Origin of the sequence: Bradyrhizobium sp. 164 (assembly GCF_023073715.1) — a bacterium.
Classification (GTDB): Bacteria; Pseudomonadota; Alphaproteobacteria; order Rhizobiales; family Xanthobacteraceae; genus Bradyrhizobium.
Genome location: NZ_JADPKA010000026.1, coordinates 111476 through 124387, shown reverse-complemented (window position 1 = coordinate 124387; position 12912 = coordinate 111476). Strand labels below are relative to the sequence as shown.

The following is a 12912-nucleotide window of genomic DNA, read 5'->3' as shown; positions in this document are numbered from 1 at the left end:
GTCAGTCCACAAATGGTTCGACGATCGACCGCTTGCCGAGCAGGAAGGCATCGGCGACGAGACGCAATGGCGCCAGGTCGACATCGCTCGCGCCGGTCGCAGCGAGATTGACGAAGCGCCGGTACAGCTCCCGATATTCCTCATCGGGCGCCTCGGCAATGGTCTTGCCGTCGATCGCCATCCGCCTGCCGCCACCGGACAGCGTCAACCGGCCCTGATCGGTTTCCACGAGGATATCCCAGCTCTGCGGCCCGGTCTGGCGGAAGTCGAATTCGGCACTGACGGCCAGGCCGTCGATATCGGTCAGCGTCAGGTTCGCCGCGATCGGTGCCTGGCAGTTGGCCGGAAAGGCCAACTCGGCCGCGGTGACGAACACGGGTTGCGGGAGGATTTTGGTCAGGATCGACAGCGCATTGATGCCGGGATCGAACACGCCGAGGCCGCCCGGCTCCCAGATCCAGCCCTGCCCGGGATGCCAGACGCGGACGTCTTCCTTCCAGCTGATGTGCACGGAGGCGATGCGGCGCTCGGCGAGCCATTGCCGCGCCGGCTCGACGGCCGGCGCGTAGCGCGAATGCCAGGTTGCAAACAACGTCCGCTTCGCCTCCGCTGCCATCGCGATCAGCGGATCGAGCTCGGCGACGCCGGTGCCGGGCGGCTTCTCCAGCATGACATGCTTGCCGGCGGCGAGCGCCGCGGCCGCCTGGGCGCGGCGCACCTGCGGCGGCGTGCAGAGCGACACTGCGTCGATCGGCGGCCCCTTCTCCAGCAATTCCTCGATGGTGGCGAAATGCGGCAGCCCCGGTAGCGAGGCGTTGCGGCTGGCGACAGCCGCGAGCGTCGCATCCGGTGTCGCGGCGATTGCATCGAGGTGCTGGTCGCGCGCGATCTTGCCGAAGCCAACAATGGCGATGCGAAGTTCGGTCACGCTTGCTCTCCAGTATTCGCAGATGGCAGCGGATCCGCCGGCGCGGCCTCGATCACAGTGTGTTCGTGCCGGCTCATGCCGTTGTGAATGACGTAGACCATCGCCTCCGAGGCGCCGTCAGCATCGCCTGCCGCAATGGCATCGACGATCTTTTGATGCCAGAGCAGCACGGTGTCGCGGTCCTCCGGCGCGACCGGGGCGCTCAGCAGGAACGAGGCGCGCAGCGCTGCCTCGATGACATGCCCGATCGAGCGCATGAACAGATTGCCGGAGGCGCGCGCCACCCCAACATGGAGCGCGAGGTCGGCATCGGCAAAGCCGACGGAGTCCGACGCTTCAAGCCGCATGCGATCCATGCAGCGACGGAGCTCAGCGACGTCGTCTTCGGACCGGTGCATAGCTGCGAGAACGGCGGCGCGCGGCTCGACGGCGAGACGGATCTCGGCGAGGTCGTTGAGGAAGCGCTTGTCGATGCCGGCGTCCAGATGCCAGGCCAGCACGTCGGCGTCGAACATGTTCCAGGCGCCGCGCTCGCGCACGACGGTGCCGACGCGCGCCTTGGTGGTGAGCAGCCCCTTGGCTACCAGCGTCTTGACGCTCTCGCGCAGGACCGGCCGCGACACGCCGAACATCGCGATCATCTCGGCGTCACCGGGCAGCCGCGTCCCCTCCGCATAGCGGCCAGCGATGATATCGACGCCGATCGAGCGGGCCACCTCCGCATGATTGGAGTGGGCCCGCCGCGTCGGGATGACGACGATGCGCGAGGTCATGAGGTTGCTCCTGCACTCTTCCTCACCGGCCGTCGTGCCAGCGCGACCAGTCCCTGCTGCAAGGCGATGAAGGCGAACAGCAGAATGCCGGTCGCGATCTTGGTCCACCAGCTCGACAGCGTGCCGTCGAAATTGATGTAGGTCTGAATCAAGCCCTGGATCAGCACGCCGAGGAAGGTGCCGATCACCGATCCCTGGCCGCCCGTGAGCAGCGTGCCGCCGATCACGACGGCCGCGATGGTATCCAGCTCGACGCCGACCGCGGAGAGCGAATAGCCGGCGCTGGTGTAGAAGGAGAAGACAATGCCGGCGATGCCAGCGAGCAGGCTCGACAGCATGTAGATCTTCACCGTCATCTTGCCGACCGCAACGCCCATCAGGCTCGCGGTGGCCCGGCTGCCGCCGAGCGCATAGACATTGGCGCCGAACCGGGTGAGATGCAGCAGCAGGGCGCCGCCGATCACGATCACCAGCATGATGATCGCGATGGCCGTCAGCCGTCCGCCGCCGGGCATCCGCAGCGCGAAGTCCGACACGGTCGAGTAGACCGGCGCTGTGATCGGCACCGATTCCGTCGAGAGCAGGAAGCTCGCACCGCGCGCGAGGAACATGCCGGCGAGCGTGACGATGAAGGGCGGCAGGTCGAAGACATGGATCACGGCACCCATTGCAGCCCCGAACCCTGCCGAAAGCAGGAGGATGGCGGTGAAAGCGACCAGCGGCGGCACGCCCCAGCGCTCGATAGCCAGCGCCACGAACACGGTCGTGAAACCGATCACCGAGCCGACCGAAAGATCGATGCCGCCGGAGATGATGACGAAGGTCATGCCGGTCGCGACGATGCCGAGAAAGGCGTTGTCGGTGAGGAGATTGCCGACCACGCGGGTTGAGGCAATGTTGGGGAATTGCATCGCGCAGAGCGCAAAGCCGGCGACCAGCACGATGGCGGTGATGAGGACGGGCGGCAGGCCTTTCATGCTTTGGACCTCCGCAGTCGCGCGGCTGTCCCGGCAATGCCGGCGAATTTCGGCGATTGCAGCAAGAGCACCGCGAGCACCACCACCGCCTTGACCAGCAAATTGAACTCCGGCGGATAGCCGGACAATAAGATGCCGGTGTTCATGGTTTGGATGATCAGCGCACCCAACACGGCCAGTACCAGGCTGAAGCGGCCGCCGAACAGCGAGGTGCCGCCGATCACGACCGCGAGGATGGCGTCGAGCTCGAGCCAGAGGCCGGCATTGTTGGCATCCGCACCCATGATATCAGCGGCTGCAATCACGCCGGCGAGCGCGGCACAGACGCCGCACCAGACATAGACCGACAATATCATGGCGCGCGTGCCGACGCCGGCGAGCTCGCTCGCCCGCGCATTGCCACCGGTCGCCTCGATCAGCAGCCCCAGCGCCGAGCCGCGCACCACCGCGCCGGTGAGGATCAGCATGCCCAAGGCGATCGCGACCGGCACCGGCAGGCCGAGCACAGCGCCATTGCCGAGCCACACCAAATCGGGCGAGGAGAAAGTTACGATGCGCCCCTCGGTAATCAGCTGGGCGATGCCGCGGCCCGCCACCATCAGGATCAGCGTCGCCACGATCGGCTGCATGCCGAGCACGGCGACGAGGAAGCCGTTCCAGAGGCCGCAGACGAGTCCGGCACCAAGCGCAGCCCCCAGCACGATGGGCAGACCATGGCTGTCGGCGAGGCTCGCCGCAATCGCGCCCGAGATCGCCATGACCGCGCCAACCGACAAATCGATGCCGCGCGTGGCGATCACCAGCACCATACCGAGCGAGAGCAGCGCCACCGGCGTGCCGCGGTTGAGCACGTCGATCAGGCTGCCGAACAGCCGGCCGTCCTGAAGACGCAGGTCGAAGAATTGCGGCGACACCACGCGATCGACCGCCAGGATAACAATCAACGCGAGGATCTGGGCAAGGCCGCGGCGCGGCAACAGCGCTGTCATGCCCGCCCCTCATGCGCGATCGCGGCGCCATCGGCGGCGATGGCCGCGAGAATGTTGCCGACGTCGATCGCCTCGCCCGCGAGCTCCTCGACATGGGCGCGGTCGCGCAGCACCACGACGCGGTCGGAATAGGTCACGATCTCATCGAGCTCAGAGGAGATCACGAGCAGTGCCAGCCCGTCGTCGCAGAGTTCACGGATCAGGCGGATGATCTCGGCATGCGCGCCGACATCGATGCCGCGGGTCGGCTCGTCCAGCACCAGCAGGCGCGGCGAGGTCGCAAGCCAGCGCGCCAGCAGCACTTTCTGCTGATTGCCGCCGGAGAGCAGGCCGACCGGGCGTTCGGCATCTGCCGGGCGGATGTCGAGCATCTTGACGTAACGACGTGCGATCTCGTCCTGCTCGCGGCGCGACAGCGGCCGATGCAGCCCGCGCTTGGCCTGGAGCGCGAGCACGATGTTCTCGCGCACGCTGAGCTCGGCGACGATACCGTCGGTCTTGCGCTCCTCCGGGCAATAGCCAAAGCCGTGGCGGACACCGTCGCGCGGCGACTGGAGCCGCACCGGTGCGCCCTCCACCTTCGCCTGGCCGCGATCGGCGCGTTCGGCACCGAACACCAGCCGCGCCGTCTCGGTCCGGCCCGAGCCGAGCAGGCCGGCGAGACCAACGACCTCACCATGGCGCAGCTCGAGATTGAACGGCGCGACGTAGCCGGCTTTGCCGTAATTCTCGAAGCTCGCGCAGATCTCGCGCGCTCTGTGCTCAGTGGCAGACGCCCGCGCGCTGGTGGTCTCGGCCAGCTCGCGGCCGAGCATCATCCGGATCAATTCCAGCCGCGGCAGCGAAGCGGTTTCGCGCTCGCCGACCAGGCGACCGTTGCGCAAGACGGTGACGCGGTCAGAAATCTCGTAGACCTGGTCCAGGAAGTGGCTGACAAAGACGATACCGATGCCACGTTTGGCGAGCTGGCGCATGATGCCGAAAAGGATGTCGACCTCGTGGCGGTCCAGGCTCGCGGTCGGCTCGTCCAGGATCAGCACGCGCGCGGAGAGATCGACGGCCCGCGCGATCGCGGTGACGTGTTGCACGGCGACAGAATAGCTGCCGAGCGGCGCGGCGACATCGATGTCGAGGCCAAAGTCCGCCAGCAAGGCGTTGGCGCGGCGACGCATCTCGCCCTCGCGGACAATGCCGAAACGCATCGGCTGGCGGTCGAGAAACAGATTTTGCGCCACCGAGAGGTTCGGCAGCAGGTTGACTTCCTGGTAGACGGTGGCGATGCCGGCCTGAAGCGCCGCCTTGGCCGAGCGCGGCGCGACCTCTTCACCGCCGAGCCTGACGATGCCGGTATCGCGCGGGAACACGCCGGTCACCGCCTTGATCAGCGTGGATTTGCCGGCGCCGTTCTCGCCGAGCAGCGCATGGATCTCGCCGGCGCGAAGCGTGAAGTCGACCTCCTGCAACGCTCGCACAGCACCGAAGCTTTTGCTGATCCCGCGCACCTCCACAAGGGCCGGAGCAGGATCGGGGCTGTTTTCCATGACAACGTCACTCCCGGCAATGCCCGCTAACAATGCGGTCACCCAGCCTATTCGTTCGCGCAGCAGATTCGAAGGGCGCGGTCGGACCGCAAGACGCGGTCCGACCGGCATCCGCCTCAGTAACCGAGGCCCTTCTTGCTGTCGTAGATCTTCTGCGGATCGTCGGCGGCGGTATAGAGCTTGGATTCGGTCTGGATCCACTTCGGCGGAACCGTGCCCTTGTCCTTGAACGCCGCAATCGCATCGAGCGCGGGGCCGGCCATGTTCGGCGTCAGCTCGACAGTCGCATTGGCCTCGCCGGCGGCCATCGCCTTGAAGATGTCGGGGACCGCATCGATGGAGACGGTGAGGATCTCCTTGCCGGGCTTGAGCCCGGCTTCCTTCATCGCCTGGATCGCGCCGACCATCATGTCATCATTATGCGCGTAGACCGCGCAGATCGACTTGCCGCCGCCTTCGGCCTTGATGAAGCTCTCCATCACCTCCTTGCCCTTGGCGCGGGTGAAGTCGCCGGTCTGGCTGCGCACCACCTTCAGGTTCGCATGCTTGGCGATGGCGGTGTCGAAACCCTTCTTGCGGTTGGCGGCGACGCTCGCGCCGACCGTGCCCTGCAATTCGACGATGTTGCAGGCTTTCGTCCCCACAGTCTTGGCCAGCCAGTCGCCGGCCACCTCGCCTTCGTGCACGCTGTCGGAGGTGACAGCGGTGAGATAAAGATCCTTGCCCGAGGGATCGATGTCACGGTCGAGCAGCACGACCGGGATCTTGGCCTCCTTGGCTTCCTTCAACACCGAATCCCAGCCCGTCGAGACGACAGGCGCAAGGAAGATCGCATCGACATTCTGCGCGATGAAGGAGCGGATCGCCTTGATCTGGTTCTCCTGCTTCTGCTGCGCGTCGGCGATCTTGAGATTGACCTTTCGCTTGGCGGCTTCCTGCTTGGAGACCGAGGTCTCGGCCGCGCGCCAGCCGGATTCCGACCCGATCTGCGAGAAGCCGATGGTGAGCTCGGCGGCATTCGCCGGCAGGGCGAGCAGCAACGCGGTCGTGGCGCTGGCCGCAAAGAGGGCTTTGAGGGTCATCAGGCGTGTCTCCTAAGATGTTTATTTGGGGGCGCCGATTGGTAGCATGGCACCCGCAGGCCAGCCTTCGAGCCGGCGACAGGCACTATTTCACGGAAACCCAGCGCCGTATAGTCATATTATTTTACTATTGAGGTGAAAGGAGGAGGGATGCGGGCTTCGCGCAGACGACACGCTCAGCGGGATTTTGTTCCGGCGATACAACGGGAAGATGAAGGAAATTATACGGCTCGGCTGCCGCCGCCGGGCTGGTGCGGACCATCCACGCCTGACCCAGCGGGACAAAGGACGTGGATGCCCGGGACAAGCCCGGGCATGACGACCTTCTGCAAATTCGCTTATGCGAAATTGAAAACGCAGGGACGCTAAATCAGCTTCCGCTGCGCCAGGTTCTTCATCAGCGCACCGATTCCAAACGTCCACGGCTCGCACTCGTCGCTGGTGCGCATGCGGTTGACGAGCTTGCCGAGCTGGGGCGCGGCGATCGTGACGATGTCATCGCGCTTGTGGGTGAAGCCCTGTCCCGGCGCATCCCGGTCCTCGACGGGAGCGAACATCGTGCCGAGGAACAGCACGAAACCATCTGGATATTGATGCACCTTGCCGATGGTCTGTTCGACGAGATCTGTCGGATCGCGGCTGATCTTGCTGATCGAGGAATGGCCGTTGAGGACGAAACCGTCCTGTCCCTTGACGTTCAGACTTATGTCCAGCTTGCGCGCATCGTCGAGCGAGAACGTATCGTCGAACAGGCGCAGCAGCGGGCCGATCGCGCAGGAGGCGTTGTTGTCCTTGGCCTTCGACAATAGCAGCGCCGAGCGGCCCTCGAAGTCACGCAGGTTCACGTCGTTACCGAGCGCGCCGCCGACGATTTTGCCGCGGCTCGAGACGAACAGCACAAGCTCCGGCTCGGGGTTGTTCCAGGTCGATTTCGGATGCAGGCCCGCATCCATGCCGGTGCCGACCGACGACAATGTCGGCGCCTTGGTGAAGACCTCGGCATCAGGACCGATGCCGACCTCGAGATACTGGCTCCAGGCGTTCTGGTCGATCAGCACCTGCTTCAGATGCATCGCCTGGTCGGAGCCGGGCTTGAGCTTCGAAAGATCATCGCCGATCAGGCGCGTCACTTCTTTGCGGATCGCTTCGGCCGAAGCCGGATTGCCCTTGGCGCGCTCCTCGATCACGCGCTCCAGCATCGAGATCGCAAAGGTGACGCCGGCGGCTTTCAGAGTCTGGAGGTCGACGGGGGCAAGCAGCCACGGTTTTTGAGGATCGCGCTGGTCCGGCGGCGTATTGGTGACGATCGCCTCGAGATCGCCGATCCTCTCACCCTTGGCCGCCCTAAGCGCGTTGGCTGGATCGTCCGCTTCGCAAAGCGTACTGATGGTGGGAAACTCTGCGGTAACATCGAAGACGCCGTCATCACGTATAGCGACGACGGCGGGGCCATTCACCTGCGGGAGCCAGACGCGGCCGGCCAGCGTTCCCCGCGTACCGTCCTCGGGGAGAAGGTCTTTAACCGTCAATGTCGTCATGGCCGCGTCCTCGCTGTTTTCGGATCGGCCGCGTTGAACGCTGGCCGGTCACATTAGCGAAGACCAATAAACGTCTGGCGCGGGATGTCCAGAGAGGCGGCACGCGCTGTCACTTGAACCAATGCACCAGTGCAATGCTGATGCCAAGCAACAGCATCAGCGACAGCGTCACGGCTGCTGTCACCCTGCCCCCGACATTCGCCAACACGCGCACGTCGACGCCGAGGCCGAGGGCCGCCATGGAGACCACGGTGAGAAAGGCGGTGATCTTCGTCACCGGTCCGACCACCGTGGCCGGCACGATCTCCAGGGAGCGCAGGGTCGCCAGCGCGAGGAAGCCGAGGATGAACCACGGCACAAGCCGAAAGAAGCCGACATTGGTCTTCTTGGCATCGCTATGCCAGCGCGAGGCAACCAGCGAGAGGCCGACGACGACCGGCCCAAGCATCAATACGCGCATCAATTTCACGAGCGTGCCGATTTGCGTGGAGACGAGTCCGGCCGGCACCGTCGCCGCCAGCACCTGCGGGACCGCATAAACGGTCAGGCCGGCGAGAATGCCATATTGAGTGGCCGATAATTGCAGAAGCGGAATCAACAGCGGCAGGCCCAGCACCATCATCACGCCCAGGATGGCAGTGAAGGAGATGGAGGATGCGATCTCGTCGTTGTTGGCACCGATGATCGGCGCCACAGCCGCAATCGCCGAATTGCCGCAGATCGAGTTGCCGCAGGCGATCAGGATCGACAGCCGTGTCGACAGTCCGAGCATGCGGCTGAGCCCGAAGGAGACGCAGAGCGCGATCACGACGACGGCCGCGATTGACGCGAGCAGCGCGATGCCCGAGGCGGCAATGGCGGCGAAACTGATGGAGGCCCCCAACAGCATGACCGCGACTTCGAGGAGCTGTTTGGCGCTGAAGGCGATGCCGGCCTGCCAACGCGGCGCGGGCTTCCAGAAGCTGCGCAAGGCCATCCCGAGCAGGATCGCCATCACCAGCGCCTCGACATAAGGATGCTCGAAGACGCCGAGTTCCGCCCGCTCGAGCAGGGCCGAGACACCGGCGACTAGAACGCAGAGGAGAATGCCGGGAATCAGTGCCGCAATACGGCTCGCGGCGGTGGCCGGTTTGGCATCGGCCGGGCTGGATGCTTGATTCTGCGACACAAATCTCTCCCAGAGGAGAAAGATTTATACGCAGCGCGCTTCCGTTGGGGAATAAGCTTTCGACATATCAGGCCCGAGGGAAGTTCTATCCTCAGCCCGGAATATTCTATCCTCAGCCCGAAATAATCGACCCTAGAAGATCAGGCTCTTGGCCAGCGAAGCGACGCGGCTGAAGCCGTCATAGATGCCGGGCTCGAAGAAGGCAGCGCGGGCAAGCACGATACCCGCAACCAGCGACCAGAACAGACCGGTGCCGGCCCGCAGCAGGAGCTTTGACGTACGCGACCGCGGCTGGGTGTCCGTCGCGGACACCAATTGCTCGCCGAAGGGTTCAAATCCGGTACGTTCCATGGCTCTGGCCAACCCATCAAATTCTGATGGGAATGTCGTCTTTTCGGCCCCAAACGGCAATGGAAGCGATTGGCGTTTTTGCCCTCCGGAGGAAAAACTCCTTCCGTTCGATAACCCCGGCACAATAGTTTTCTTCTTCGGCCTATTGAGACACTGGCGGTCCGGCCTACAGGGCCAGATACCTGCGCCGGATCGCCTCATTGGCCTTCAGCTCGTCGATTCCGGCGGCATAGACGATCTGGCCCTTGTCGATGATCGTGGCGTGGCTCGCCAGCCCCAGGCAGAAATGCATGTTCTGCTCGGCGATCAGCACCGTCGATCCGAGCGAACGGAGCTGCCGCAACAATTCACCGATCCGCTGCACGATGATCGGCGCGAGGCCCTCGCTCGGCTCGTCGAGCAGCAGGAGCGCGGGATTGCCCATCAGCGTGCGCGCGATCGCGAGCATCTGCTGCTCGCCGCCCGAGAGACGTCCGGCGATGCGATTGCGCAGCGGCTCCAGAAGCGGAAAGACCTCGTAGATGCGTTTGATCGGCCACTCGTCCTGGCCCTGCGGTCCCTTCTTCCTCCCGATGACGAGATTGTCCTCGACCGTGTGCTCCGGAAAGATCTGGCGGTCCTCCGGCACGAAGCCGAGGCCGGCGCGCGCGATGGTGTGCGGCTTCAGGCCCGAGATCACCGCGCCGCGCAGGTTGACCCTGCCCCTCCGCGGCGGCGCCAGCCCCATGATCGCCTTCATAGTCGTCGATTTGCCGGCGCCATTGCGGCCCAAGAGCGCCATGGTCTCGCCTTGCCGCACCGACAGGTTGACGCCGAACAGGATCTGGCTGGTGCCGTAATAGACGTCGAGATCGGCGACTTCGATGACGGCTGCGTTCATGCCGCAGCTCCCGCATGCTCGGTGCCCAGATAGGCCTCGATCACCGCGCTGTTGCTCCGGATCTCGTCGGGCGTGCCGGTGGCCAGGATGCGGCCGTAGCAAAGCACGACGATTTTTGGCGCGATCTTGAACACGATGTCCATGTCGTGCTCGATGAAGACGACCGTAATTTTCTGCGTCTCCCAGAGCTCACGCACCTTGTCGATCATGCGCCAGCGCTCCTCCGGGCCCATCCCGGCGGTTGGCTCGTCCAGCAGCAGCACCTTTGGATCGAGCACCAGCGCGAGCGCGATGTCGAGCAGCTTCTGATCGCCGTGCGAGAGCGTCGCGGCGGTGCGATGGCGTTTGCCGGCGAGGCCCAGCAGCTCCATCACATGCTCAGCACGGTCGCGCATCTCCGGCAGCGGAAAGCGCTTGTGCAGCACCGCCGAGGTGCGCTGGTCGGCACTGACGGCGGCAAGCATGGTCTCCTGCACCGTGAGCGATTTGAAGATGCTGGCAACCTGGAAGGCGCGGCCGATACCGTGGCGCACGATCTCCGGTGGCGAGCGGCCGGCGAGATCGACGCCGTCGAGCAGCACCTGGCCGGAATCCGGCCTCAAGGCGCCGGTGATCAGGTTGAAGAAGGTGCTCTTGCCGGCGCCGTTCGGGCCGATTACCGCGGTCAGCGAGCCGTCCGGAAAGTCGAGCGAGACGTCGTTGGTCGCCTTCACGCCGCCGAACGATTTTGCGAGGTTGCAGATCTCGAGCATCGCTAGCGCCCCTCGCCTGCGTCGCGCCGCTGCGCAAACCATTCGGCGGCGAAATCCAGGAGACCTTTGCGCAGGCCCAGCGCGAAGAACAGGATGACGACGCCAAGCACGATGCCGTGATACTCGGTGAAACGTGTGACGGTATCGTTGAGCAGAAGCAGCAGCACGGTGCCGACCATCGGCCCGAGGAAGGTCGACACACCGCCGAGCATGTTGATGAAAATGCCCTCGCCCGAGATCGTCCAATAGGCGAATTCCGGATAGGCGCCGGACACGAACAGCGCCATCACCATGCCGCCCATCGACGCGAACAAAGCCGCCAGCACGAACACGGTGAGCTTGGCGCGCCAGACGTCGATGCCAAGGAAGCTCGCGCGCGCGGCGTTGTCGCGGATCATGCGCAACGTGTAGCCGAACGGTGATTGCGCGATCTGGCGCATCGCGAGCAGGCCAAGGATCAGCAGCGCGCAGCTCGCGACATAGAGATGGACGTGGTTGGCAAGGTCAATGCCGAGGAACGGCGGCCGCGGAATGCCGCCGCGCAGACCCTGGTCGCCGCCGGTGAAGGAGGCCCAGGACAATATGGTCGAGTGGATCAGCATCTGGAATGCGAGCGTCACGAAGGCGAAGTAAATCTCCTTCAGCCGCACGCAGATGGCGCCGATGATCGCGGAGACTATTGCGGTGATCGCCAGCGTCGCGACGAAGGCGACGGGAATCGGCACGCCGAGCTTCTGCATGATGAGGCCAAAACTGTAGGCGCCAAGCCCGAAGAACATGCCGTGGCCGAACGAAGTCAGGCCGGTATAGCCGACCAGCAGATTGAGCGACGTCGCAAACAGGCCGTAGGCCGAGCAGCGGATGACGAAATCGAGCAGCGCCTTGCTGCCGGTGAAGAGCGGCAGGCTCGCCAGCACGGCAAGGGCGATCAGCGCGATCAGGACGTCACGGTAGCGCCGCAGTACGGCACCGCTGCGCACCGGCGCCAGCGTTTCGGCGCGACCGGCCTCGAGCTCGGTCATGCCGCCTCCCTGCCGAACAGGCCGGTAGGTTTGGAGACCAGCACGATCACCATGAAAAGATACATCAGGCCTTCCGTAAACAGGGGAAAGCCGAGCGAGCCGAACGAGCGGATCAGCCCGAGCAGCAGCGCGCCGATCAGCGCGCCCAGGATCGAGCCCATGCCGCCGATCACGGTGACGATGAAGGACTCGATCAGCACGGAAAATCCCATGCCCGGCGTCAGCGACCGCACAGGAGCCGCCAGCGCGCCGGCAAGACCCGCCAGCATGCCGCCGAGCGCGAACACGCCGCCATAGATCAGGCCGGTGTTGATGCCGAGCGCCGAGACCATGCCGGGATTGTGCGCGGCCGCGCGGATCACCTTGCCGATGCGGCTGCGCGACAATCCGATGCCGAGCACGACGGCCGCAAGAAGCGCGACACCGATCAGCAACAGATAATAAGGCGGCACCACGCCACCGGCGATGAATAGCGGCATCACCTGGAACGCGGACGGCATGCCCATCGATTTGAACTCCGGTCCCCAGATGATGCGCACGACATCGTCGAAGATCAGCACGAAGGCATAGCAGACGAGCAGCTGCATCAGCACGTCGGCGCCGTAGACGCGGCTCATGAAGACGCGCTCGAAGATCAGGCCGAGGATCGCGGTGCCGGCCGCGCCCGCCAGCATGGCGAGCGCAAAACTGCCGGTGAGCTGATAGGCCGTCATCGCGAAGTAGGCGCCGAACATGTAGAAGGCGCCGTGGCTGAAATTGACGACCTTGAGCACACCGAAGATCAGGGTCAGCCCGACCGCGACGAGAAACAGAAGCATGCCGATGATGAGGCCGCTGGTGGTTTGCGTCACCAAGCAGGCGGAGCTGGCGAGGCAGCCGGCGAGCGCGTCGAGATCCACGAGAGCACTTTC

13 protein-coding genes are annotated in these 12912 nt (G+C 64.7%); all 13 read right to left on the bottom strand.

What is annotated here, in order from left to right; genetic code table 11:
• Position 1 precedes the first annotated feature (1 nt).
• Complete coding sequence (locus IVB01_RS08630; RefSeq protein WP_247278226.1) at positions 2-928, bottom strand: Gfo/Idh/MocA family oxidoreductase; 927 nt, start codon at positions 926-928, stop codon at positions 2-4.
• Positions 925-1701 (bottom strand): FadR/GntR family transcriptional regulator, encoded by a 777-nt coding sequence (locus tag IVB01_RS08625; protein ID WP_247278227.1) that lies wholly within the window; start codon positions 1699-1701, stop codon positions 925-927. Before IVB01_RS08625 ends, IVB01_RS08630 begins: the two co-directional genes overlap by 4 nt.
• Positions 1698-2678 carry a galactofuranose ABC transporter, permease protein YjfF gene (gene yjfF, locus IVB01_RS08620; protein ID WP_247278228.1) on the bottom strand — a complete coding sequence of 327 codons (981 nt, stop codon included), beginning with the start codon at positions 2676-2678 and terminating at the stop codon, positions 1698-1700. Before yjfF ends, IVB01_RS08625 begins: the two co-directional genes overlap by 4 nt.
• On the bottom strand, positions 2675-3667 hold the full coding sequence (locus IVB01_RS08615; RefSeq protein ID WP_247278229.1) for an ABC transporter permease: 993 nt from the start codon (positions 3665-3667) through the stop codon (positions 2675-2677). The genes yjfF and IVB01_RS08615 overlap by 4 nt, the downstream gene beginning before the upstream one ends.
• Positions 3664-5208, bottom strand: a complete 1545-nt coding sequence (locus IVB01_RS08610; RefSeq protein WP_247278230.1) for a sugar ABC transporter ATP-binding protein — start codon at positions 5206-5208, stop codon at positions 3664-3666. The genes IVB01_RS08615 and IVB01_RS08610 overlap by 4 nt, the downstream gene beginning before the upstream one ends.
• 116 nt (positions 5209-5324) lie before the next feature.
• Entirely contained in the window at positions 5325-6290 is a 966-nt protein-coding gene (ytfQ, locus tag IVB01_RS08605; protein WP_247278231.1) for a galactofuranose ABC transporter, galactofuranose-binding protein YtfQ, read from the bottom strand.
• 365 nt (positions 6291-6655) lie between these two features.
• Positions 6656-7828 carry a fumarylacetoacetate hydrolase family protein gene (locus IVB01_RS08600; protein WP_247278232.1) on the bottom strand — a complete coding sequence of 391 codons (1173 nt, stop codon included), beginning with the start codon at positions 7826-7828 and terminating at the stop codon, positions 6656-6658.
• A 109-nt stretch (positions 7829-7937) separates the two neighbouring features.
• Positions 7938-8996 carry a putative sulfate exporter family transporter gene (locus IVB01_RS08595; RefSeq protein ID WP_247278233.1) on the bottom strand — a complete coding sequence of 353 codons (1059 nt, stop codon included), beginning with the start codon at positions 8994-8996 and terminating at the stop codon, positions 7938-7940.
• A gap of 132 nt (positions 8997-9128) precedes the next feature.
• Positions 9129-9347 carry a hypothetical protein gene (locus tag IVB01_RS08590; RefSeq protein WP_091892324.1) on the bottom strand — a complete coding sequence of 73 codons (219 nt, stop codon included), beginning with the start codon at positions 9345-9347 and terminating at the stop codon, positions 9129-9131.
• 166 nt (positions 9348-9513) lie between these two features.
• A complete protein-coding gene (locus IVB01_RS08585) occupies positions 9514-10227 on the bottom strand; it encodes an ABC transporter ATP-binding protein (protein ID WP_247278234.1) in 714 nt (237 codons plus the stop codon).
• The gene (locus IVB01_RS08580; protein ID WP_247278235.1) at positions 10224-10979 is read right to left on the bottom strand and encodes an ABC transporter ATP-binding protein; all 756 of its coding nucleotides are present in this window, start codon (positions 10977-10979) and stop codon (positions 10224-10226) included. Before IVB01_RS08580 ends, IVB01_RS08585 begins: the two co-directional genes overlap by 4 nt.
• 2 nt (positions 10980-10981) lie before the next feature.
• Complete coding sequence (locus IVB01_RS08575) at positions 10982-12001, bottom strand: branched-chain amino acid ABC transporter permease (RefSeq protein WP_247278236.1); 1020 nt, start codon at positions 11999-12001, stop codon at positions 10982-10984.
• Positions 11998-12900, bottom strand: a complete 903-nt coding sequence (locus IVB01_RS08570) for a branched-chain amino acid ABC transporter permease (protein ID WP_247278237.1) — start codon at positions 12898-12900, stop codon at positions 11998-12000. The genes IVB01_RS08575 and IVB01_RS08570 overlap by 4 nt, the downstream gene beginning before the upstream one ends.
• Between the last annotated feature and the right edge of the window lie 12 nt (positions 12901-12912).